Source organism: Brevundimonas mediterranea (assembly GCF_011064825.1).
Classification (GTDB): domain Bacteria; phylum Pseudomonadota; class Alphaproteobacteria; order Caulobacterales; family Caulobacteraceae; genus Brevundimonas; species Brevundimonas mediterranea_A.
The window spans coordinates 2,940,975-2,962,623 of record NZ_CP048751.1; the positions used below are offsets into that span (position 1 = coordinate 2,940,975).

Here is a 21,649-nt window from a genome sequence, read left to right on the forward strand (position 1 = left end):
GGATCACGGTCGGGCCAGGCGCGGCGTCGCCAGCATCGGCCCATAGGCGAACACGAATGTGAAAAAGGCCGCCGACCAGAGGGCGGCGGAGACGGTCAGCAGCAGCGGATAGAGGCTGGGCGTCAGTCCGCCCGCCACGCGGGACAGGGCGGCGGCGTTGATCAGTCCGTAGATCGCGACCTCGGTTCGCCCGGCGACCAGGGGCCGTCCGGCATGGCCCCGGCTGGCGCGGGTCATGACGGCCAGGGTCATGACGCCGACCGCCCCCGCCGTCAGGGCGTGCACGCCGACGGACGGTGACATCAGGCGCGGCGCGGTGATCGAGAGACCCATCAGGATCAAGCTCGCAGCAAGCCACATATAGCCGAGGTGCAGGATCCACACGAGCGGTTCGGTCAGGGTCGCGTGACCGCGCCATCGCCCCAGACGCAACAGCGTCAGGCCGCCCGCCGTCAGAAGCGTCGCTCCGGTCCCCGGATGCGCGGGACTGACGCACCAGGCGGTCAGGGCTGCAGCGGTGACGATCAGGGCTGCGGCGTCAAAACGACCCGCGACGGCGGGCAGCGGCCCGCCGCGTTTGATCTGCCAGTTGCGAGTGAAACTGGGCGTGATCCGGCCGCCGATCACGGCGATGAGCAGGGCGACGATTCCGAGCCCCAGTCGGGTGGACAGGGAGGCGACACCGCTCGCCTTCGCCTCAAGGTGGAAGCCGATATTGGCGAGGGCGAAGAGACTGACCATGACGGCGACAGGAAGGTTGCGGCCGTTTCGGCCCGCCGCCGCCTCTCGCCAGATCAAGCCCGCCATGACCGACAGGAACAGGCTGTCGATAATCCCGGGCCAGGCCGCGTCGGCCAGGCTGGGGGCCAGGGCCTTGGCGAGCATGGCGGCCCGACCCGCCGCCCACAAGGCGAACAACTGGGCCAGCGGACGGCCAACGACGGGCAGGCGGCCGGTCCAGTTGGGCACGGCGGTCAACAGAAACCCCGCCACGACGCCGCCCGTATAGCCGAACAGCATTTCATGGATGTGCCAGCCAAGGCCGACCGGACCTCCGGCGAGAAAGGCGTAAAGCCAGAGGGGCGCGGCCACCGCCGACCACAGGGCGCCGAACAGGAAGAAGGGGCGCAGACCCAGGCTAAAGACGGCCGGCCCCCGATAGGCCCGAAGCGCGGCGGCCGTATTCACCGCGGCCTCGGAACGACGGATTCAGCCCTGACCCTCATCCGCATTTGGAGTGGCCGCACTCGAGACAACTGTCGCAACCCTCCTTGCGCACCAGGCCTGGCGCGCCGCAGCGGGGGCAGGCCGAGGGCGCCGGCCCGGGCGCTGTGGAAACGGGGTGAGGTTCGATGGATTCGGCGGACTCGCACCCGCTTTCTGCGGCGAGGCCAAGGTGCCGCTCAATCACTGCGCCGATCGCTGCGGGAAGCGACGGCGTGTAGCGCCCTTCCATCCAGGCGCCGCCGCCGGGATCGAACACCGCCTTCAACTCCTCGGCGACAAAGGAGACGTTCCCGCCGCGCCGGAAGACCGCCGAGACCATCCGGGTCAGGGCGACGGTCCAGGCGTAGTGCGCCATGTTCTTGGAGTTGACGAAGATCTCGAACGGCCGCCGCGCGCCTTCGTCATCGGGGTCCGCGTCATTGATGGTGACGTAGACGGCGTGGGCGTCCAGCGGCCAGCGGATCTTGTAGGTCGCGCCTTCGAGCCGACCGGGGCGCGGCGTCAGAGGATCGACGTCGGACGACGGAGCCGCCGCGGGAACGGAGGCCGGCGACTCGACGCTGAGCACCGAGCCGGTGATGGCGTTGGGGCGATAGGTGGTCAGCCCCTTGCAACCCATCCGATAACCTTGACGATAGACATCCGAAAACGCCTCAAAGTCGATGTTTTCCGGGCAGTTGATCGTCTTCGAGATCGAGCTGTCGATCTGCGCCTGCGCCGCCGCCTGCATCCTCAGGTGATGCTCCGGGGTCAGGGTCTGGGCGCTGACGAAGGCGTCGCCGGGCGCGCTGTCGAGCGGCGCGTCAGGGCCTTTGAGCGTCTTCCATAACGCCAGGGCGTAGTCTTCGACGGCCTCCTCACGTCGCGTCCCATCGGGCTGCATGACCTTGCGCGTATAGGCGAAAGCAAACACGGGCTCGATGCCGGACGAGACATTGCCGGCCAGGAGGGAGGTGGTGCCCGTCGGCGCGATCGAGGTCAGACAGCCGTTGCGCAGGCCGTGAAGCCCGATCAGTTCCCGAGTCTCCGCATCCAGGCTTGCGAGATTGGGCCGCTGCAGCATCGCGGGGTCATAGAGGGGGAAGGCGCCCTTTTCGGCCGCGAGTTCAGCCGAGGCGCGATAGGCTTCTCGCCGGATCAGGCCCAGCCACCGCCCGGTCAGGGCGACGGCGCGGTCTTCTCCATAGCGGGCGCCGCAGAAGATCAGGGCGTCGGCCAAGCCGGTCACGCCGAGGCCAAGCCGGCGTTTGGCGCGGGCTTCGGCCTCCTGGGCGGGCAGAGGAAAACGGGAAATGTCGATGACATTGTCCAACATCCGCACGGCAGTGCGGGTGAGGTCGGCCAACTTCTGTTCGTCCAGCGCCGCATCGGGCTCGAAAGGCGCCGAGACGAGGCGGGCCAGATTGATCGACCCGAGAAGACAGGCTCCATAAGGCGGCAACATCTGTTCGCCGCAGGGATTGCTGGCCGCGATGACTTCGCAATGCGCCAAATTGTTCGCAGCATTGACCCGATCGATGAAGATCACGCCCGGTTCCGCCGCGTCATAGGTGGCCTGCATCAGTCGGGTCCAGAGATCCGTGGCGCGGACCGTGCGTCGGATTTCGCCGTCGAACACCAGGGGCCAGTCCGCATCCGCGTCCAATGCGGCCATGAAGGCGTCGGGAACCAGAACCGAGAGATTGAAATTCCTGAAGCGGACCGCGTCGCGTTTGGCGTCGATGAAGGCCTCGATGTCCGGATGGTCGATGCGCAAACAGCCCATCATCGCCCCGCGCCTCTGACCGGCGGACATGATGGTGCGGCACATCGAATCCCACACGTCCATGAAACTGAGCGGACCCGAGGCCTCCGCCCCGACCCCTCGCACGAGAGCGCCGGAGGGGCGGACTGTGGAAAAGTCCATGCCGACGCCGCCGCCCTGCTGCAGGGTGACGGCGGCTTCGCGCAGATGCTGGAAGATGCCGTCCAGATCGTCCGGGACGACGCCCATGACGAAACAGTTGAACAAGGTCACGGCGCGACCAGTGCCGGCGCCGGCGAGGATTCGTCCAGCGGGCAGGAACCGGTAGGCGTCCAGCGTCTCGCGGAACCGGGCCCGCCATCGCGCCCGGGTCTTGGTCGGCTCCGCTTCGGCCAGGGCGGCCGCCACACGGTCCCATGTGGCTTCGACGGTAGCGTCTCCCGTCCCCTCGTGCGGGCGGAAGCGATATTTGCTGTTCCAGATTTCTCCGGCCAAGGGACTGTCGAACGCCATAGCTGCACCCTGTCAAAACGTGGCGCTCAGACTCGGTGATTCCCTGCGGCGTGCGGAACAGGCTGCGGCATGTCGCAGGCGCCGACGAGCGTCAGCATCGCCCTTGACGCCGATCAAGCCGAGCGCGGCCTCAGCGGCCTAGAAGGAGCGAAACCCCAGGCCGGGGCGCAAAAAGGGACCCTTCGCCGCATGGCTCTTCGACATCAATCCATCGCCGCGATCGCCGCCTCTCTTCCGGGCGCTTGCGACGTCCTGCTGCGCCACAAGATCGATTTCTGCTCCAAAGGGGAGGCGACCCTGGCCCTGGCGGCGGAGGCGCGTCGTCTGAATCTCGCTGAGCTCCAAGCCGAACTATCCGCCACCGCACGCCAGGCCGAGCCCTATCCGACCGAACCCGCAGCGCTCATCGCCCACATCATCGAGCGCTACCACAAGGTCCATCGCCTCGAGTTTCCGGGTCTCATTGACACCGCGCGCCGCGTCGAAGCGACGCATAAGGATCGCTGCGACTGTCCACGCGGCTTGCACGACCTGCTGTCGCGCATGTTCGAGGACCTTGAGGACCATCAGCACAAGGAGGAGGCGATTCTGTTTCCCATCATGCTCAACGGCGGGGAGCCGAGCTTGCACCAGCCCATCGCTCGAATGCTCCAGGATCATGTTGAGTTGATCGACGCCCTCGATCTCATGGCCGATCTGACGGGCGACTTTGCTCCGCCCGCCGACGCCTGTGGCTCCTGGCGCGCGCTCTATGTCGGTTGTCGGAAGCTGGACGCGGACCTGCGGGTCCACGTCCATCTGGAGAACAACCTGCTGTTTCCGCGCTTTTCCTAGGCTTCAGAAGTCCAGAACCGGGACCATGTCGCCGGGGGGCAGGCCTGGCGCGCCTGGGCGCCGGCGGATCAGGAGGTCGGCGCCGGCCAGCGCCTTCTGGGTCGCCGAATCCTGGACCTTGAGCCCGGCGACGCCATCGCCGTCGGGACGCCCCCGTTCAAAGGTCTCGCGGTCGCCGCAAGGCTTGAGGGCTTCGGTCAGGATCATGTCCCGCCAGGCCAGCCGTTCGGCCGGATCGCGGCCCGCCAGGCCCGCGATCAAGGGCGCCAGAAACAGACGCGCCGTGACCATGGCGGATGTCGGATTGCCTGGCAGGCCCATGACCAGTTCGCGACCGGCGCGTCCGAACCAGACCGGCTTGCCTGGCTTCATGGCCACCTTGGAAAAAATCAGGTCCAGGCCGAATCCGGCGAACATCGAACGGGCGTAGTCCTTGTCGCCCACCGAGGCCCCGCCTGTGACCACGACCACGTCGGCCGTATCAAGGGCAAGACGGGCGGCGGCCTTGAGCTGGTCGGGGGCGTCGGCCAGACGACGGCGGTCCAGGACCTGGCCGCCGCTGGCTTCAACCAGGGCGGCGACGCCGAACGACACGCTTTCGGGAATACTGCCGGCTGTCTCCAGAGACTGGCCCGGCGCCGCCAGTTCATCGCCGGTGCTCAGAATGACGACCCGGGGTTGGCGCACGACGGAAAGGGCGGCGACATCGGCGGCGGCGGCGGCCACCAGGGCGCGGTAGCCGAGCCGGGTCCCCGCCGCCAGCAGCACGTCGCCGGCTTCGAAATCAGAACCGGCGGCCCGGATGTGACGTCCTGGTCCCGGCGCCGTCGCAAATAGGGCCAGTTCGCCGTCGCGGCCGACTTCCTCCTGGACCACGACGCGGTCGGCTCCGGTCGGCACAGGGCCTCCCGTGAAGACCCGCACGCAGGTCTTGGACGGCAGGACGGGAAGGTCGCCGCGCCCTGCGAAGGCCACCGAGGCGATCGGCAAGCGCGCCGGCAGGATCGACAGATCGACGTCGCGAACGGCATAGCCGTCCATGGCCGAGACCGCCGTCCGCGGCGCGGCGCCACGCGCCTTGAGATCGGTCGCCAGCACGCGTCCGCTCGCCGCTTCGAGCGCGACGACTTCGGAACCGAGCGGATTCGCCTGGGCTAGGAGGCGGGCCAGGGCCGTATCGAAATCCGTCACGCGGCGCTGTCCTCCTCGACGGTCCAATCGCCCGAGCGTCCGCCGGACTTGGACAAGAGCCTCACCTGGCTGATAATCATGCCGCGGTCGGCGGCCTTCAGCATGTCGTAAAGGGTGAGGCAGGCCACCGAGACGGCGGTCAGGGCCTCCATCTCAACCCCAGTGGAGCCGCTGACACGGGCCTCCGCCGTTACGACAAAGCCGGGAAGATCGTCGTCGACCGCCACCTTCACCGACACCTTGTCTAGGCTCAACGGATGGCACAGCGGGATCAGATCGGCCGTACGTTTGGCGCCCATGATCCCCGCCAGTTCCGCAGTGGTGATGACGGCGCCCTTGGGCGCCTTGTCGTCGCGCACCAGGGCGAGGGTGGCTGGCGCACAGAAGACCCGCCCTTCGGCCACGGCGCGTCGCGCCGTTACAGCCTTGTCTCCGACATCGACCATGTGCACCCGGCCTGCGGCGTCCAGATGGGTGAGGCCGCTCATGGGCAGATGCCCCGGAAGCGCGGAATTTGGCCGACGAGGGAGCAGGGGCGAAAGCGGCTGTCCAGTTCCTCGGCCAACACCAGGTCCCAGGCGTCGCGACAGGCGCCGGTGGAGCCGGGCACGCAAAAGACGAAGGTGTCCTCGGCCTGACCCGCCAGGGCGCGCGACTGCAGCGTCGCCACGCCGACCGTCCCCAGACTGGCCAGGTGGAACACCACGGAAAACCCTTCCAGCTCGCGTCGGAACAGCGGCTTGACGGCTTCCGGGGTCACGTCACGCGGCGAAAAGCCGGTGCCGCCCGTCGTCAGGACGACGTCCACTTCGGGGCCAGAGATCCAGACCTTCAGCTGGTCTCGGATCGCATCGACATCGTCGTGGACGATCGCCTTCCCGGCCAGCCTATGGCCGGCACCGGTCAGCCGTTCGACCAAGAGGCCGCCGGAGGTGTCCGTGGTTTCGTCGCGGGTGTCCGATATGGTCAGAACCGCGATGTTCAGGGGGTGAAACGGCAGAGTTTCATCGATTCTTCCGGCCATCAGGGGGTCTTGTCCTTCCAGCGCGCCAGGGCGGCGCGATCTTCGTCCACGGGCTCGATCCAGCGCGCGCCGGCGGGGCCGGTCTCGCGCTTCCAGAATGCGGCCTCGGTCTTGAGCCTGTCCATCAGATAGTCCGCCGCCTCGAAGGCCGTGCGCCGGTGCGGCGACGCGGTGGCGACGAAAACAATGGTTTCTCCCGGCGTAATCTCGCCGCAGCGATGCGCCACGATCAGGTCCTCGATCTGAAATCGCGCCGCAGCGGCTTCGGCGATGTCGCGCATAGAGCGCTCGGTCATGCCGGGATAATGGTCCAGCGTCAGGGCGGCGACGGTCGATCCGTCCCTGGACGTCCCGCGCGCGAGGCCGGTGAAGGTCACCACTGCGCCGTCGCCCGTCCGACCGGCCAAGAACGCCTCCAGCTCGGCCGCCGGAGACAAGGCGCCGAAGACCAGTCTAACGTCCAAGGCCACCTCATCCCCCCGAAAAGATGGAGAAGAAGGCGATCTCTTGGTCCGGTCGGGCCAGGGCGTCCTCGCCGGCGATGACCTGATCCACCGAGGCGCGCACGTCGGAGCGTATCAGGGCGTCGGCGGCGACCTCGTCCTGATCGGCGAGGCGGCGTCTTATCTCACGTACGGTCAAACCTTCGGCAGGCAGCTCCAGGGCGCCTTCTGTGCCCAGCTTTTCAGCGACGCGGCCAAAATAGAGGATGCGGGTCATGGCTATTCAGTATCCGGCCGTCGAAACGGCTCTGTTGAGGTTGCGCGGCGCGCAGAGGCGGAACCCGGCCCTGGAAGAGAAGACATCAAGCCGCTCCTTCCAATCAATAGCCAGAGCGAATCTTGGGCGAGCGAATGGGGGAGGGACAAGTTGGCTGCTCGGGTCGGCTTCGGCCATCGAGATCGACCCTCCGGCCGATCACTTTGGCGATTTCACGTCCCTTACAACACGCAGCGATAATCAGAATTGTCTTCCGTCAAATGGTGCGCTGACTCTCGTCATGCGGCGGCGGTCGCCAGAGTTCGATTTGCGTTTGATGGGCTGTTCATCGCTAAGGCGGGCCCGATGCCCCGCCGTTCGCTTGACGCTTGATGATATCGAAGATTGAACGGCCTGCTACCCTGACAGCCAACGGTGACCCGGCCAAGTGATCCATCCAGCACCAAAAGGAAACGCCGCCGAAGGCGCGGCGCAGGGTTCGGCAGGCGAGGTCTTCTTTACCTTTCTGAAGTTGGGCCTGACCGCGTTCGGCGGACCGATCGCTCATCTCGGGTATTTTCGCGACGAGATTGTTTTGCGTCGTAAATGGCTCAACGAGGCCGCCTATGCGGACCTTGTGGCGCTTTGTCAGTTCCTGCCCGGACCTGCGTCTAGTCAGGTGGGATTTGCGCTGGGTCTGATGCGGGCGGGCCCCTTAGGCGCCCTGGCGGCCTGGGCCGCATTCACGCTTCCCTCGGCAGCAGCTCTGGTTCTGTTTGCCTATGGCGCACAGTCCTTGGGTGGCCCGATCGCGCTCGCCTTAGTCCATGGGCTCAAGCTCGTCGCCGTCGCTATCGTTGCGCAAGCCGTGGTGGGCATGGCGATGACGCTCACGCCGGACGCTCAGCGGGCAGGCATCGCTGTTGGAGCGACGCTGATTGTATCCTTGGCGGCGGGGGGACTGACACAGGTCGCCGCGATCACCATGGGCGCGATCTTGGGGCTCGTCGTCTGCCGTGGCGCACCCCAGGCTCCCGTTCAGCCGCTTCCCTTTCCTGTCAGCCGGCGGGCCGGCGCTGCGGCTCTGTTGGTCTTCGGCGTCTTGCTGTTGGGCTTGCCTTTCCTCGTCATCGCCACGGATTCTCACGGCTGGGCGCTTTTCGAAGCCTTCTATCGCTCAGGAGCAATGGTGTTTGGCGGTGGCCATGTCGTCTTGCCCTTGCTGCAGGCCGGCGTCGTGGGACCGGGCTGGGTTGGCGAAGACGTCTTCCTTGCCGGCTATGGCGCCGCGCAGGCCGTGCCGGGACCGCTTTTCACCTTCTCCGCCTATCTGGGTTTTATAGGTGCCCCTGCGCCCAACGGCCTGGGCGGCGCGTTCATCGCCTTGATTGGCGTCTTCCTGCCCGGTCTCTTAATTTTGGTCGGCGTGGTCCCTTTCTGGGGCGGCGTGCGGACGCGGCCCGCCGCGCAAGCCGCACTGCGAGGGGCCAACGCCGCCGTCGTGGGTATTCTTGCGGCGGCGCTCTATGATCCGGTTTGGGAGAGCGCGGTCCTATCGCCTATCGATTTGACCTTGGCTGCTGCTGGCTTCGTTCTGCTCGTTCCCTTTCGGACGCCGCCCTGGCTCGTCGTCTTGAGCCTTGTCGCTTCCAGCATGGCGGTCTCTCTCGTCGTCGGCTGAAGCCGAAGCCCTCCAATCCAATTAGCCGACCGGACGGCCATGGCTGGGTGGCGGCGTCTTGGGGAGGGCGGCTGGATCTGAAGTGGACAGTCTCAGCCCCGCGTCCGCCCACGCAAGCAATTCATTCTCCGCATAGACCACTCGACCGCCCAGTTTTCTGTACCGGGGGCCTGTGCCACAGGTCCTATGCTTCTCCAGCGTTCTGCCGGACAAGCCAAGCAGTCGGCCAGCTTCCGGCGTCCTCAGAAATCGGCCTGGAACGCGTGTTGTTTCTTCCATGACGCAGATCCTCGATCAGTTTGGACCTGTGAGTCTCCAAACAGGATCGAGAAGACTAAATACCGATCCCTACGGTCGGAGGTTCTCGGTCCTGAAGCGGTCGGGCGGGTTGGGTCCTGCCTTAATGACGAGTCTCGTCATCATGACGGAGCATAGATTCAATCTATCGTCAGAGAACGGCTTGCGACCTTCCGGATCGGCTTTCAAAGACCTCGAAATCGACCGTTTTTTTCACCGTTTTTCTCTGGCCGAGAAACGGTGGCCCGGGAGGTTGGGTAAAAATGTTCAATGAAATCAATAAGACGATGGTGGGTGATGTAGGGTTCGAACCTACGACCCGCTGATTAAGAGTCAGCTGCTCTACCAACTGAGCTAATCACCCGACCGGTCGTCTTCGTCTTCGGGGGCGAGAGGCCTTGCCGAAGGGCGCTCCTACTACCCAGCCCTTGGGGGGTTGGCAAGCGCTTTCGCAAACTTTCTTTGACGGGCATGGTCCGCACGGAATCGGTCGCGTGGGGCGGCGGGGGAGCAAGCATCATGGCCTTCTGGAACCGGCGTCGTTCGATCGACGTCATGACGGCGCCGCACGACGGACCACGCCTGAAGCCGACGCTCAGCTGGCCGCACCTGCTGGCCCTGGGCGTGGGCGCCATCGTCGGCACCGGCATTCTGACCCTGATCGGGGTCGGGGCGGGGCTGGCGGGGCCGGCGGTGCTGATCAGTTTCGGCCTGGCCGGCCTGGTCTGCGCCTGCGCCGCCCTGGCCTATGCCGAACTGTCGACCATGATGCCGGCGGCGGGCAGCGCCTATACCTATTCCTACGCCGTCCTGGGCGAGATGATCGCCTGGGTGGTGGGCTGGAGTCTGATCCTGGAATATTCGCTGGTGGTCAGCGCCGTGGCGGTGGGCTGGTCCGGTTACGCCGTCGGCTTCCTCAGCGGTCTGGGCGTCGATCTGCCGGCCGCCCTGGTCGCCGGGCCCCACGCCGGCGGGATCATCAACCTGCCGGCCGTGGCCATCATCGGGGTGGTGACGGGCCTGCTGCTGCTGGGCACCAAGGAGAGCGCGACGCTGAACGCCGTGCTGGTGGTGATCAAGATCGCCGCCCTGGTGGTCTTTGTCGCCATCGCCCTGCCGGCCTTCAAGCCCGAGAACTTCACCCCCTTCATGCCCAACGGCTTCGGCGCCCCCTTCGTCCAGACCGGGGTGATGGCGGCGGCGGCCATCATCTTCTTCGCCTTCTATGGGTTCGACGCCATTTCGACGGCGGCCGAGGAGACCAAGAAGCCCGAGCGCGACCTGGCCATCGGCATCGTCGGCTCCATGCTGGTCTGCACGGCCCTGTATCTGGTGGTCGCGGCCGCCGCCATCGGCGCCCGGCCGGTGGCGGATTTCGCCGACAGCCCCGAGCCCCTGGCCCTGATCCTGCGCCAGATGGGGCAGGGGACGGCGGCCCAGTGGATCGCGGCGGCGGCGGTGATCGCGCTTCCGACCGTGCTGCTGGCCTTCCTGTTCGGCCAGAGCCGCATCTTCCTGGGCATGGCGCGCGACGGCCTGCTGCCGCGCCGCCTGGCCAAGGTGTCGGCGCGCGGCGTGCCGGCGGTGGTGACGGTCTTTACGGCTGTGGTGGTGGCGATCCTGGCCGGCCTGCTGCCGCTGGACGAACTGGCCTCCCTGGCCAATGCGGGCACCCTGGCGGCCTTCTGTTCGGTGGGAGTGTGCCTGGTCGTGCTGCGGATTCGCGAGCCGAATCGCAAACGGGTGTTCAAGGCGCCGCTGTGGCCCCTGGTCGGCGCGATCAGCGTGATCGGCTGCATCGTCTTCTTCCTGAGTCTGAAGCCCGTCACCCAGGTGGGCTTCGTCGTCTGGAACCTGATCGGCGTGGCCATCTATCTGCTGTGGTCGTCGAAGAACTCGCGCCTGGCCAAGGGTGAGGAAGAGGCCGCCTGATGGCGCGCCGCGATCTGACCGGCGCCGTCGACTTCAGCGTGCTTGAGGCCATGACCGGCGGCGACGCGTCGATTTCGGAAGAGGTGCTGGGCCTGTTCGTCGAACAGGCCGCCCTCTGGTCTGTGCTGCTGAACCCCAAGGCCGACGGCTGGCGCGACGGGGTGCACACCATTCGGGGCGCGGCGGCAGGGATCGGGGCCGGCGACCTGGCGTCGATCTGCGCCGAGGCGGAAGCGGCGGAACAGACCCTGGCGGCGCCGGCGCTGGACCGGGTCAAGACGGCGCTGGATGTCGCCCTGGCCGACGTGGCCGCCTATCGCCACGAGCTGATGCTGCGAGGGCTGCGAGGCTAGTCGAGGTCCTGGGCGGAATGTCTGATGTCGAGTATCACCACCATGTCTCCCACTACGCGGTAACGCAGCAAATAGGGTGGGACATGCGTCAACTGGCGGCGACCGCCGCCTATCGGCGCTCCACGTTCGGGGAAATCAGCCAGACTATCGCCGGCGGCCTTGAGCCGACTTGCTATGCGCTGACTGGCCAGCGGGTTGAAGTGGGAAATATAGGCTTGGATCGACCGGAGGCTCCGAAGGGACCTGATCGTCCAAACCACCCTAGTCATCCAGGCCCCAAGACTCCGGCGGCGGGCCTTCCTCAGGTGTGCCCCAGGTCAGAAGCCACTTTGCGACCTCTTCATGCGGGACGACCCGGCCGGCCGCGAAATCGGCCTCCGCCTCTTCCAGGGATCGGGCGTCCGCCTCGGGGTCAGGCTGGCTGAAGACAGAAGGTTCCTGATGCGCCATGTCAGGAGAATACCACTGTAAGGCGTTAGCTCCGAGTCCGGTCGTAGACCGCGAACTCGTGGGCGATGCAGCGGTCGATCAGCAGGCGCCAGACCGGCTCGGCGATCTCGGGCGCCAGGTGGTGGGTTTCGGCGGCGGTCAGGACCTTGGCCACGACGTCGTCGATGCGGGCCTGGTCGAAGACGGCGTCGCGGTCGGGCTTGATGCGGGCGGCCGCCTCCATATAGCGCTGGCGTTCGGCCAGCAGGGCGACCAGGGCGCGGTCCAGGGCGTCGACGCCCTGGCGGACCTCGGCCATCGACTGGCATTCGGCGGGATCGACGCGGGCGTCGACGGCGACAAGGGCAGGGTGGTGCATGGCCCCGGCTTTCGCCGGGATGGGCGGACTTTTCAACCCCTAGCCGACGAAGGCGCGTTCCAGCACATAGTCGGCAGGCTCGGCGTTGGAGCCTTCCTTGAGCCCATAGGTCTCCAGCAGTTCGCCCGCTTCCTTGATCATGGCCATTGAGCCGCACAGCATGGCGCGGTCGCGGGCGGGGTCGAAGCCTTCGGGCAGGCCCAGGTCGCGGAAGAAGTCGCCCGACTTGATGCGGTCGGTGATCCGGCCGGGGGTCACGAATTCCTCGCGCGTGACCGTCGGATAATAGGTCAGCTGCGCCCTGGCCTCGTCGCCGATCAAGGGATCGTCGTGGATCTCGCGGGTGAAGAAGTCGCGGTAAGCTAGGTCGGCGACGCTGCGCACCGTGTGGATCACATAGACATGGCCGAAGCGGGAATAGGTCTCCGGATCGCGCGCCACGCTCAGCCAGGGGGCCAGGCCCGTGCCCGTGCCGATCAGGAACAGCCGCTCGCCGCCGGTCAGGGCGTCCAGGACCAGGGTGCCGGTGGGCTTCTTGCCCATCAGCACTGTGTCCCCGGCCACGATCTTCTGCAGCCGCGAGGTCAGGGGACCGTCGGCGACCTTGATCGAGAAGAACTCCAGCTCCTCGGCCCAGCAGGGGCTGGCGATGGAATAGGCGCGCAGCACCGGCTTGCCGCCGTCTTCGCCCGGCAGGCCGATCATCACGAACTCGCCCGAACGGAAGCGGAAGTCCTCGGGCCGTTTCACGCCGAAGCTGAACAGGCTGTCGGTCCAGTGGCGGACCCACAGAACCTCCAGTTCGTTGAACGGGCTGGCTTTGACGGGAGCGGGGGAGAGGGCGGCGTCGGTCATCGTACGCCTCTCTAATCTGAGACCCGCTCGCAGGGAAGGAAAAGCCATCGTCCCAACGGCGACTTTTCCTCGTGACGGCTTGCAGAAGCGCCGCTAGCGTCGCCGACCATGCGCACAATTCTTCTCGCCTCGACCATCCTCCTCTCGGCCGGTTCAGCGGTCGCCCAGGAGTCGCCCTCCAATATCCTGACGCCCGAGCGGGTCTTCTCCAGCCCCAGCCTGAACGGCCCGGTGGCCAAGGGGGTCAGCCTGTCGCCCGACGGCCAGCTGGTGGCCTTCCTGCGCTCTCGCGAGGACAATGTGGACGTCCAGGACCTGTGGGCCGCCCCGACCGGCGAGGGCGAACCATACAAGCTGATCGACGCCCGCGCCCTGGTCCCCGACGCCGGCGAACTGTCCGAGGCAGAAAAGGCCCGGCGCGAGCGGATGCGGATCAGCGCCCGTGGCGTGGTCGACTATTCCTGGGACCAGCAGGGCCGCTACATCCTGGCGCCGCTGGAAGGCGACATCTTCCTGGCCAGCCGCGCCGACGGCAAGGTGCGCCGCCTGACCGAGACCGCCGCCGACGAGATCGACGCCAAGGTCTCGCCCAAGGGCAATTATGTCTCCTGGGTCCGCGACCAGAACCTGGTCATCTATGATCTGGCGACCGGCCAGGAGACCCCGATCACCGACGACGGCGCAGGCCTGATCGCCTGGGCCACGGCCGAGTTCATCGCCCAAGAAGAGATGGACCGCGACACCGGCTATTGGTGGAGCCCCGATGAACGCTACATCGCCCTGACCCGTGTGGACGAAAGCCCGGTGGACATCGTGCCGCGCTTCGAGATCACCGGCGCCGGCGCCACCATGGTCGAGCAGCGCTATCCCCGCGCCGGCCGCCCCAACGCCCTGGTCGAACTCTATGTCCGGGATCAGCAGACCGGCGCACGGGTCAAGGTGGACCTGGGGTCCAACACCGACATCTATCTGGCGCGGGTCGACTGGGCCGACGACGGCAAGACCCTGTACGTCCAGCGCCAGTCGCGCGACCAGAAGACGCTGGATCTGCTCAGCGTCGATCCGGCCACCGGCGCCTCTCGCGTGATCCTCAGCCAGAAGGCCCAGGCCTGGGTCGATCTGAACAACGACTTCCATGTCCTGGCGGACGGCCGTTTCATCTGGTCGAACGAGGACAGCGGCTGGCGCCACCTGTATCTGTACGACCGTAACGGCCGTCAGCTACGCGCCATCACGCGGGGCGACTATCCGGTCAAACATCTGGACGGCGTCAACGAACAGACCGGCGAGGTCTATTTCACCGCCTCGATGCGCGACGGCAAGGAACTGCCGATCGAACAGCAGATGTTCCGCGCCAGCCTGAACCGCACCGTCGATCCGGTGGCGGTGACCCCGGCCGGCGGCTGGTGGAACGTGTCGGTCAACGGGCCGGCGACGGCCTATGTCGGCAACTATTCCGATCCGAAGACCCCGCCCCAGTCGGCCCTGTACCGGATCGACGGCACGCGCGTGCGCTGGATCGAGGAGAACAGGCTCGACGCTGACCACGCCTTCGCCCCCTATGTCTCGCGGCTGCGCACGCCCGAGTTCGGCACGATCCAGAGCCACGGCGAAACCCTGGTCTGGCGCATGACCACCCCGCCGGACTTCGATCCGTCGAAGAAATATCCGGTGGTGATGCAGGTCTATGGCGGCCCCGGCACCGGCGCGGGCGTGCAGAAGAGCTGGCAGCCCCTGACCAACCAACTGCTGACCGAGGCCGGCTATATCGTCTTCCGCGTCGATAACCGCGGCGAGGGCGACCGGTCCCAGGCCTTCGAAACCAGCCTCTATCGCCGCCTGGGTCTTCCTGCGGTCGAGGATCAGGCCTTGGCCGCCAAATGGTTGAAGACGCTGCCCTATGTCGATCCTGACCATATCGCGGTCATGGGCTGGAGCTTCGGCGGCTTCCTCAGCCTGCTGACCCTGACCGACAAGAATGCGGACCTGGCGGCCGCCCTGGCCGGCGCGGCGCCGACGGAATGGAGCCTCTACGACACCCATTATACCGAACGCTACATGTCCACGCCGCAGGACAACCCCGAAGGCTACGCCGCCACCGACGTCCTGCCGCGCCTCGACGACCTGACCGGCCGGCTGCTGATCCTCCACGGCATGGCCGACGACAATGTCATATTCGGCAACGCCACCCGCGTGATCGACGCCCTTCAGGCCAAGAGCACGCCGTTCGAGATGATGCTCTATCCCGGCCAGAGACACGGCGTCCGCGGCGAACCGAGGCAACTTCAGCAATGGCGCACCTATCTCGACTTCCTGGACCGCATGATCGGCAAGCGGGCGGAACCGGCCGCCGACTGATCCTCGCGGCTGCGGTCGCGCTGTCCCTGGCGGGATGCGCGGCCGGGGCGGGCGGTCAGGCCGGGGAATATCCGTCCGCCGCAGCGGTGGTTGTGGCCGGCCGCCTGAACGACAGCGCCCACGCCGTCCTGCGCTGGAGTGACTCTTCGCCGACCGGCCGCGGCGTGTCCGCCGTGTCCGGAATGCCGATCCTGCTGAAGGACAATATCGAGACGACGGACATGCCGACCACGGCCGGGTCTCTGGCTCTGGCGAACAATGCGCCGGGCCGCGACGCGCCCCTGGTCGCCCGTCTGCGCGCCGGTGGCGCGGTCATCGTCGGCAAGACCAATCTGTCGGAATGGGCCAATATCCGCTCGTCGGACTCGATCAGCGGCTGGAGCGCGGTCGGCGGCCAGACCCTGAACCCCTATGATCTCGCCCGCACCCCCTGCGGCTCCTCGTCCGGCAGCGGCGCGGCGGTGGCCCTGGGCCTGACGCCGGCGGCCATAGGCACAGAGACGGACGGTTCGATCACCTGTCCGGCCTCGGTCAACGGGATCGTCGGGTTCAAGCCCACGGTCGGCCTGGTCTCGCGCACCCACATCGTGCCGATCAGCCATTCCCAGGACACCGCCGGCCCCATGGCGGCGACCGTTCGCGACGCCGCGCGGGTGCTGACCGTCATCGCCGGTTCGGACCCTGCCGACGCCGCCACCGCCGAGGCCGACGTCCGCAGGACCGACTATGTCGCCGCCCTCGACGCCGGGTCGCTGCGCGGCGCGCGCATCGGCGTGATGCGTTTCCTCAAGGGCTATTCGCCCGAGACCCAGGCGGTGTTCGAACAGAACCTCCAAGCTATGCGCGACGCCGGCGCCGTCCTGGTCGATCTGCCGGAGGGGCCTGACGGCCGCACCCTGGGCGAGGCTGAGTTCAAGGTGCTGCTGTACGAACTGAAGCACGATCTGAACGCCTATCTGGCCTCGACCGACCCGACCCAGGTCAGGACACGCACCCTGGCCCAGGTCATCGCCTTCAACGCCGCCGAGCCGCGCGAGACCGTGCTGTTCGGCCAGGACGTCTTCGAACAGGCCCAGGCCATGGGCGGGCTGGACGACCCCGCCTATATCCAGGCCCGCGCCACCTCGCTGCGACTGGCGGGGGAGGAAGGGATCGACCGGCTGATGCGGGCGCACAGCCTGTCCGCCCTGGTCGCCCCCACCACCTCGCGCGCCTGGACCAATGACCCCAAGGACGACGACGACATGCAGGGCGCCGCCAGCCGTCTGGCCGCCGTCGCCGGCTATCCCCACCTGACCGTGCCGATGGGGTTTGATCAGAATATGCCCGTAGGTCTCAGCTTTATCGGTGGAAAATGGGATGACGCGCGCATCCTTTCCCTTGGTTACGCCTTCGAACAGGCGACGCAGGCGCGGCGGCCGCCGCCTGTATCCCGGCCCTGACATCGGGCGGTCGCGGCCGCTGGGAATGCGGCATGAGCGACCTGATCGCCAATATCGTCGGCTCGGCCGCAGCGGTCTGCTCCGTGACCAGTTTCGCGCCCCAGGCGATCAAGATCTGGAAGGAACGCGACGCCTCGTCGGTCAGTCTGAAGACCTATTCCCTGACCGTGACCTGTTTCGCCCTGTGGGTCGTCTACGGCGTCATGACCCAGGCCTGGCCGGTGACCATCGCCAACTCATGCGCCCTGGTCATGGCTTCGGGGGTCCTGGCGATGAAATGGCGCTTCCGGAACGGCGATCCCGAAGCGTGACGGTTTGATCCGGATCAAGGCGAACCCTGTCTGACGGCGCAATCGTGGGCGGAGGAGATTTCGCATGCCCCAGGACGCAGTTCCATTCGTCGCCGCTATCGTCGCGGCCTTCGTCTTCTTCATGGCCGCGCTGGCCCTGGCCGGTCTGTATTCGCGCTCGTCCGACGACAAGTGACGACAGCTTTACCCGACGTGATCTTGGCGCCCTGCGCGATGCGGGTTACGGCATGTGTTCCAACGTCCAAGGGAGACGCCTCCAATGCCTGATCTCGCACAAGTCACAGAACACATCCGCGGCGCCGTCGGCGACAACTCCGGCCTCGGCAAGACCGTGAAGCTCGACCTCGGCGACGAGGGCAAGATCTTCATCGACGGCGCCTCGGTGCCGAACACCGTCACCAACGAAGACAAGCCCGCCGACGCCACCATCTCGATGAAATGGGATGACTTCATGGCCCTGTCGGAAGGCAAGCTGGATCCGATGATGGCCTTCATGCAGGGCAAGCTGAAGATCGCCGGCGATATGATGATCGCCCAGAAACTGGCCCCGCTGCTGAAGCGCTGATGGCAGGCTGAGCAACAGTTGATTGCGGCGCGGCTCCCCTCGGGGCCGCGCCGTTTTCGTCTTCAGCGCCCGTCAGAGACGCGAACGAAAAACGAGGAAACGACATGGACTTCAGACATTCCGACCGCGCCCTGGACTGGCACGCCCGCGTGCGCCGTTTCCTCGACGAACAGGTCATCCCGCGCGAGGCCGAATATTTCGCCCAGGTGCGCGAGAACCCGAACCGCCAGCCCCCGGTCATGGAGGCCATGAAGGCCGCCGCGCGCGAGGCGGGCCTGTGGAACATGTTCCTGCCGGGCGAGCATGGCGCCGGCCTGACCAACCTCGACTACGCGCCTCTGGCCGAGATGATGGGCGCCCATCTGTGGTCGTCGGAGGTGTTCAACTGCAACGCCCCCGACACCGGCAATATGGAAGTCCTGCACATGTACGGCGACGCGGCCCAGCAGGACCGCTGGCTGAAGCCGCTCATGGCGGGCCAGATCCGCTCGGCCTTCCTGATGACCGAGCCCGAGGTCGCCTCGTCCGACGCCACCAATATCCAGACCCGGATCGAGCGCGACGGCGACCACTATGTCATCAACGGCCGCAAATGGTGGTCGACCAATATGGCCCACCCGAACGTCGCCGTGACCATCGTCATGGGCAAGACCGACCCGGACGCCGCGACCCACGCCCAGCAGTCCCAGATCATCGTCCCCGTCGACACGCCCGGCTTCCGCGTCGAGCGGATGCTGTCGGTGTTCGGCTATGACGAACGCCCCATCGGCCACGCCGAGGTGGTGCTGGAGAACGTCCGCGTCCCCGCCTCGAACCTGATCGCCGGCGAGGGCCGGGGGTTCGAGATCGCGCAAGGCCGCCTCGGCCCCGGCCGTATCCACCACTGCATGCGCGTGATCGGCGCGGCCGAGCGGGCGCTGGAGCTGATGGTGAAGCGCCTCTTGAACCGCACCGCCTTCAGGAAACAGCTGGCCGAACATTCAGTCTGGGAGCAGCGGGTCGCCGACGCCCGCACCAATATCGAGATGTGCCGCCTGCTGGTGCTGAAGGCCGCCTGGATGATGGACGAGGCGGGGGCCAAGAACGCCCGCTCCGAAATCGCCCAGATCAAGGTCGCCGCCCCCCGCATGGCGCTTCAGGTCATCGACGACGCCATCCAGGCCTTCGGCGGCGCCGGCGTCTCGGGCGACACGCCCCTGGCCGAACTCTATGCGACGGTGCGCACCCTGCGGATCGCCGACGGCCCGGACGAGGTTCACAACCGCAGCATCGCCCGGCTGGAGTACGCCAAACACGGCGGCAAGCCGGTGCGTTGAATTCACCGTTACGCTTCCTAGATCAGGGGAACTCCGGCTGAGGCGTGACGTTCGTTCTGCTTGGACGACGCGACGCCCGCCGGGGCTTCGGGGCTGAGGCGGGACGGAACGGCTGACATGAATGCTCGCTTCGAGCCCGATACGCGGGCGGCGTCGGATGTGGCGCGTTTCAGGGAGACCCGGGTCGCCATGCCCGCCCTGGCCGACGGCCTTTCGCCCGAGGACCTGTCGGCCCAGTCCATGCCGGATTGCAGTCCCGGCAAATGGCACCTGGCCCACACCAGCTGGTTCTTCGAGGCCATGATCCTGTCGGCCGATCCGGACTACCAGCCGGTCGATCCGCGCTTCCAGCAGCTGTTCAACTCCTACTACGAGGCCCTGGGCGAACGGGTGCCCCGGCCCCAGCGCGGTCTGATGACCCGCCCCTCGGTGGACGAGGTCCTGGCCTATCGGCGCGAAATCGATCGCCGCATGGCCGCCTGGCTGGCCTCGGGTCCGTCCAGCGGTCAGCAACTCTATCTGTTCGAGCTGGGCCTGCACCACGACCAGCAGCATCAGGAGCTGTTCCTGATGGACCTGCTGAACCTGATGTCCCGCTCGCCGCTGGACCCGGCCGCCTATGGGGTCGAGCCGCGACAGGCCCCGTTGGAGCCCCCGCGCGGCGGCGTCGTCGCCTTCGACGGCGGCCTGGTCTCAATCGGTCACGACGGCCCCGGCTTCGCCTTCGACAACGAGGGGCCCTCGCACCGGGTCTGGCTGGAGCCCTTCGCTCTGGCCGCCGATCTCGTGACCAACGGCGACTGGCTGGGTTTCATCGCCGACGGCGGCTACGCCCGACCCGAGCTGTGGCTGTCCGACGGCTGGGCGACAGTCAAGGCCGAGGTCTGGACCGCGCCCCTCTACTGGCGCCGCGACGGCGACGACTGGAGCGTCATGAGCCTGACCGGCCGCGTTCCCGTCGACCCGGCCGCCCCGGTGCGTCATGTCAGCTTCTACGAGGCCGACGCCTACGCCCGCTGGGCCGGCAAACGCCTGCCGTCCGAGGCGGAATGGGAGCACGCCGCGACCACGGCCCCCGACGCCTTGTCCAACCTGTCGGGCGAGGTCTGGCAGTGGACGTCCAGCGCCTACGCCCCATACCCCGGCTTCCAGCCGACGCCGGGCACGGCGGCCGAGTACAATGGCAAGTTCATGGCCAATCAGATGGTCCTGCGCGGCGGCGCCTTCGCCACGCCGCCCGGCCATGCCCGCATCACCTATCGCAACTTCTTCTACCCCCAACAGAGGTGGGCCTTCATGGGTCTGAGACTGGCCGAAGACGCCCCGCACGAGCGCAAGGTTTCCCCCGAGGACGACCCCCAGACCGCCGCCTTCCGGCGTGACCTGGTCCAGGGCCTGTCGCGTGGCCAGAAGGCCGTGCCGCCCAAATGGTTCTACGACGCCGAGGGCTCGCGCCTGTTTGAGGACATCACCGCCCTGCCGGAATATTATCCGACCCGTCAGGAGACGGCCCTGCTGCGCGACCGCGCCGCCGCCCTGACCGCCGACTTCGGCCCAGACGCCGTCCTGGTCGAGTTCGGATCGGGGGCCAGCGAAAAGACCCGTCTCCTGCTGGACGCCGCGCCCGACCTCGGCGCCTATGTGCCGCTGGACATCAGCGAGTCAGCCCTGCTGGACGCCGCCGCCCGTATCCGCGCCGACTATCCCCGCCTGCGGGTCCAGCCGGTCCCGGGCGACTTCGAACATCTCGCGCCCCTGCCGGACGATTTGCCGCACGGCCGGCGCATCGGTTTCTTCCCCGGCTCCACCATCGGCAATCTGGAGCCCGAGGAGGCGGTGCGGTTCCTGGCCTCGGCGCGCCGGATGCTGGGGGAGGGGGCGCTGTTCATTCTGGGCGTCGATCTGGTCAAGGATCCCGCGACCCTGGTCGCCGCCTATGACGACAGTCAGGGCGTCACCGCCGCGTTCAACCTGAATCTCCTGGCCCGCGCCAACGCCGAACTGGACGCCGATTTCGACCTCGACGCCTTCGCCCACCGCGCCGTCTGGAACCCGGATCAGTCGCGCATGGAGATGCACCTCCAGGCCGTGCGCCAAACCGCCGCCCGCGTCGGCGACAGCGCCTTCAACTTCATGGCCGGAGAGACCATCCACACCGAAAGCTCGCGCAAGTTCACGCAGGATTCGGTCGCCGCACTGGCCAAGGAGTCCGGCTGGTCCACGGCCGGTTTCGAGGTTTCGCCCGAACCCCGCGTAGCCCTGGCCTTGTTGCGAGGTTGAGACCCTGTGGGGGCGTACACCCCCACGCCCGTCACCTCGGGCGAGCGTTGACCCAGGACGACAGTTTCCTGCAGTCGCGATCTGAAGGTCGGCTTTCTTACGGCGGGTCTATTTCGGTTTGCGACCCATTTCGGACGTCAGGCGGCTACCTAGTGAAGCTGCTTAGCGGTCCGCGCCAACCGAGTTTATGGACAGCATCCAACCGACCATCACATTGAA

General features: G+C 67.0%; 21 protein-coding genes and 1 tRNA gene. 10 read left to right on the plus strand and 12 right to left on the minus strand.

The window, feature by feature from the left end:
* Positions 1-3: 3 nt before the first annotated feature.
* Together GYM46_RS14440 and GYM46_RS14445 are read right to left on the minus strand one after the other, a co-directional pair.
* Positions 4-1,188: an NnrS family protein gene (locus GYM46_RS14440; RefSeq protein WP_008260150.1), complete on the minus strand. Its 1,185-nt coding sequence runs from the start codon at positions 1,186-1,188 to the stop codon at positions 4-6.
* 34 nt (positions 1,189-1,222) lie between these two features.
* On the minus strand, positions 1,223-3,484 hold the full coding sequence (locus GYM46_RS14445; protein ID WP_008263253.1) for an adenosylcobalamin-dependent ribonucleoside-diphosphate reductase: 2,262 nt from the start codon (positions 3,482-3,484) through the stop codon (positions 1,223-1,225).
* Between the two features lie 69 nt (positions 3,485-3,553).
* On the opposite strand from GYM46_RS14445, the gene GYM46_RS14450 reads away from it, so the two are divergent.
* Positions 3,554-4,318, plus strand: coding sequence for a DUF542 domain-containing protein (locus GYM46_RS14450; protein WP_008262219.1), 765 nt, complete (start codon positions 3,554-3,556; stop codon positions 4,316-4,318).
* Between the two features lie 3 nt (positions 4,319-4,321).
* Here the strand turns inward: GYM46_RS14450 and GYM46_RS14455 are convergent, their stop codons facing one another.
* The 5 genes from GYM46_RS14455 to GYM46_RS14475 are packed head-to-tail and all read right to left on the minus strand — an operon-like array spanning position 4,322 to position 7,253.
* Complete coding sequence (locus GYM46_RS14455) at positions 4,322-5,509, minus strand: molybdopterin molybdotransferase MoeA (RefSeq protein WP_008259348.1); 1,188 nt, start codon at positions 5,507-5,509, stop codon at positions 4,322-4,324.
* Positions 5,506-5,997 carry a cyclic pyranopterin monophosphate synthase MoaC gene (gene moaC, locus GYM46_RS14460; RefSeq protein WP_008261425.1) on the minus strand — a complete coding sequence of 164 codons (492 nt, stop codon included), beginning with the start codon at positions 5,995-5,997 and terminating at the stop codon, positions 5,506-5,508. Before moaC ends, GYM46_RS14455 begins: the two co-directional genes overlap by 4 nt.
* A complete protein-coding gene (gene moaB / locus GYM46_RS14465; RefSeq protein WP_008262424.1) occupies positions 5,994-6,533 on the minus strand; it encodes a molybdenum cofactor biosynthesis protein B in 540 nt (179 codons plus the stop codon). Before moaB ends, moaC begins: the two co-directional genes overlap by 4 nt.
* Positions 6,533-6,997 carry a molybdenum cofactor biosynthesis protein MoaE gene (locus tag GYM46_RS14470; protein WP_154725593.1) on the minus strand — a complete coding sequence of 155 codons (465 nt, stop codon included), beginning with the start codon at positions 6,995-6,997 and terminating at the stop codon, positions 6,533-6,535. Before GYM46_RS14470 ends, moaB begins: the two co-directional genes overlap by 1 nt.
* Before the next feature lie 7 nt (positions 6,998-7,004).
* Positions 7,005-7,253, minus strand: a complete 249-nt coding sequence (locus tag GYM46_RS14475; RefSeq protein ID WP_008263543.1) for a MoaD/ThiS family protein — start codon at positions 7,251-7,253, stop codon at positions 7,005-7,007.
* A gap of 427 nt (positions 7,254-7,680) precedes the next feature.
* Between GYM46_RS14475 and chrA the strand changes: the two genes are divergently transcribed.
* The gene (chrA, locus tag GYM46_RS14480) at positions 7,681-8,913 is read left to right on the plus strand and encodes a chromate efflux transporter (protein WP_008259501.1); all 1,233 of its coding nucleotides are present in this window, start codon (positions 7,681-7,683) and stop codon (positions 8,911-8,913) included.
* Positions 8,914-9,498: 585 nt separating this feature from the next.
* Here chrA and GYM46_RS14490 read toward each other — a convergent pair.
* A tRNA-Lys gene (locus GYM46_RS14490) sits at positions 9,499-9,574 on the minus strand.
* Positions 9,575-9,729: 155 nt separating this feature from the next.
* Between GYM46_RS14490 and GYM46_RS14495 the strand changes: the two genes are divergently transcribed.
* Positions 9,730-11,142: an amino acid permease gene (locus GYM46_RS14495; protein ID WP_008261041.1), complete on the plus strand. Its 1,413-nt coding sequence runs from the start codon at positions 9,730-9,732 to the stop codon at positions 11,140-11,142.
* Entirely contained in the window at positions 11,142-11,495 is a 354-nt protein-coding gene (locus GYM46_RS14500; protein WP_008259521.1) for an Hpt domain-containing protein, read from the plus strand. The genes GYM46_RS14495 and GYM46_RS14500 overlap by 1 nt, the downstream gene beginning before the upstream one ends.
* On the opposite strand, the gene GYM46_RS14505 is transcribed toward GYM46_RS14500, so the two are convergent.
* From GYM46_RS14505 to GYM46_RS14515, 4 genes are read right to left on the minus strand one after another with little or no spacing between them, the layout of a single operon-like run.
* Positions 11,492-11,764 (minus strand): type II toxin-antitoxin system RelE/ParE family toxin, encoded by a 273-nt coding sequence (locus GYM46_RS14505; RefSeq protein ID WP_040349638.1) that lies wholly within the window; start codon positions 11,762-11,764, stop codon positions 11,492-11,494. The genes GYM46_RS14500 and GYM46_RS14505 overlap by 4 nt on opposite strands.
* Positions 11,757-11,945, minus strand: a complete 189-nt coding sequence (locus GYM46_RS16890; protein ID WP_008262014.1) for an antitoxin — start codon at positions 11,943-11,945, stop codon at positions 11,757-11,759. Before GYM46_RS16890 ends, GYM46_RS14505 begins: the two co-directional genes overlap by 8 nt.
* Positions 11,946-11,970: 25 nt before the next feature.
* On the minus strand, positions 11,971-12,303 hold the full coding sequence (locus tag GYM46_RS14510) for a chorismate mutase (RefSeq protein ID WP_008261936.1): 333 nt from the start codon (positions 12,301-12,303) through the stop codon (positions 11,971-11,973).
* A gap of 39 nt (positions 12,304-12,342) precedes the next feature.
* Positions 12,343-13,158, minus strand: a complete 816-nt coding sequence (locus tag GYM46_RS14515; RefSeq protein ID WP_008259687.1) for a ferredoxin--NADP reductase — start codon at positions 13,156-13,158, stop codon at positions 12,343-12,345.
* A 108-nt stretch (positions 13,159-13,266) separates the two neighbouring features.
* Between GYM46_RS14515 and GYM46_RS14520 the strand changes: the two genes are divergently transcribed.
* The 6 genes from GYM46_RS14520 (at position 13,267) to egtB (ending at position 21,430) form a co-directional block, all read left to right on the plus strand.
* On the plus strand, positions 13,267-15,516 hold the full coding sequence (locus tag GYM46_RS14520; protein ID WP_008262801.1) for a S9 family peptidase: 2,250 nt from the start codon (positions 13,267-13,269) through the stop codon (positions 15,514-15,516).
* Positions 15,450-16,958 (plus strand): amidase, encoded by a 1,509-nt coding sequence (locus GYM46_RS14525; protein WP_081836101.1) that lies wholly within the window; start codon positions 15,450-15,452, stop codon positions 16,956-16,958. The genes GYM46_RS14520 and GYM46_RS14525 overlap by 67 nt, the downstream gene beginning before the upstream one ends.
* Positions 16,959-16,990: 32 nt before the next feature.
* Positions 16,991-17,269, plus strand: coding sequence for a SemiSWEET family sugar transporter (locus tag GYM46_RS14530; protein WP_008259199.1), 279 nt, complete (start codon positions 16,991-16,993; stop codon positions 17,267-17,269).
* A gap of 259 nt (positions 17,270-17,528) precedes the next feature.
* Complete coding sequence (locus GYM46_RS14535) at positions 17,529-17,834, plus strand: SCP2 sterol-binding domain-containing protein (RefSeq protein ID WP_008258997.1); 306 nt, start codon at positions 17,529-17,531, stop codon at positions 17,832-17,834.
* A 104-nt stretch (positions 17,835-17,938) separates the two neighbouring features.
* The gene (locus tag GYM46_RS14540; RefSeq protein WP_008259750.1) at positions 17,939-19,150 is read left to right on the plus strand and encodes an acyl-CoA dehydrogenase family protein; all 1,212 of its coding nucleotides are present in this window, start codon (positions 17,939-17,941) and stop codon (positions 19,148-19,150) included.
* 117 nt (positions 19,151-19,267) lie between these two features.
* Positions 19,268-21,430 (plus strand): ergothioneine biosynthesis protein EgtB, encoded by a 2,163-nt coding sequence (egtB, locus tag GYM46_RS14545; protein ID WP_008262291.1) that lies wholly within the window; start codon positions 19,268-19,270, stop codon positions 21,428-21,430.
* Positions 21,431-21,649: the final 219 nt, after the last annotated feature.

Bases quoted from the DNA above. Each gene is read 5' to 3' on its own strand.
- GYM46_RS14475 (WP_008263543.1), bottom strand. From the start codon at position 7,253: ATGACCCGCATCCTCTATTTTGGCCGCGTCGCTGAAAAGCTGGGCACA.
- GYM46_RS14525 (WP_081836101.1), top strand. From the start codon at position 15,450: ATGGCGCACCTATCTCGACTTCCTGGACCGCATGATCGGCAAGCGGGC.
- moaC (WP_008261425.1), bottom strand. From the start codon at position 5,997: ATGAGCGGCCTCACCCATCTGGACGCCGCAGGCCGGGTGCACATGGTC.
- GYM46_RS16890 (WP_008262014.1), bottom strand. From the start codon at position 11,945: ATGGCGCATCAGGAACCTTCTGTCTTCAGCCAGCCTGACCCCGAGGCG.
- GYM46_RS14520 (WP_008262801.1), top strand. From the start codon at position 13,267: ATGCGCACAATTCTTCTCGCCTCGACCATCCTCCTCTCGGCCGGTTCA.
- GYM46_RS14500 (WP_008259521.1), top strand. From the start codon at position 11,142: ATGGCGCGCCGCGATCTGACCGGCGCCGTCGACTTCAGCGTGCTTGAG.
- moaB (WP_008262424.1), bottom strand. From the start codon at position 6,533: ATGGCCGGAAGAATCGATGAAACTCTGCCGTTTCACCCCCTGAACATC.
- GYM46_RS14505 (WP_040349638.1), bottom strand. From the start codon at position 11,764: ATGACTAGGGTGGTTTGGACGATCAGGTCCCTTCGGAGCCTCCGGTCG.
- GYM46_RS14450 (WP_008262219.1), top strand. From the start codon at position 3,554: ATGTCGCAGGCGCCGACGAGCGTCAGCATCGCCCTTGACGCCGATCAA.
- GYM46_RS14445 (WP_008263253.1), bottom strand. From the start codon at position 3,484: ATGGCGTTCGACAGTCCCTTGGCCGGAGAAATCTGGAACAGCAAATAT.
- GYM46_RS14530 (WP_008259199.1), top strand. From the start codon at position 16,991: ATGAGCGACCTGATCGCCAATATCGTCGGCTCGGCCGCAGCGGTCTGC.
- GYM46_RS14535 (WP_008258997.1), top strand. From the start codon at position 17,529: ATGCCTGATCTCGCACAAGTCACAGAACACATCCGCGGCGCCGTCGGC.
- GYM46_RS14540 (WP_008259750.1), top strand. From the start codon at position 17,939: ATGGACTTCAGACATTCCGACCGCGCCCTGGACTGGCACGCCCGCGTG.
- egtB (WP_008262291.1), top strand. From the start codon at position 19,268: ATGAATGCTCGCTTCGAGCCCGATACGCGGGCGGCGTCGGATGTGGCG.
- GYM46_RS14495 (WP_008261041.1), top strand. From the start codon at position 9,730: ATGGCCTTCTGGAACCGGCGTCGTTCGATCGACGTCATGACGGCGCCG.
- GYM46_RS14510 (WP_008261936.1), bottom strand. From the start codon at position 12,303: ATGCACCACCCTGCCCTTGTCGCCGTCGACGCCCGCGTCGATCCCGCC.
- GYM46_RS14515 (WP_008259687.1), bottom strand. From the start codon at position 13,158: ATGACCGACGCCGCCCTCTCCCCCGCTCCCGTCAAAGCCAGCCCGTTC.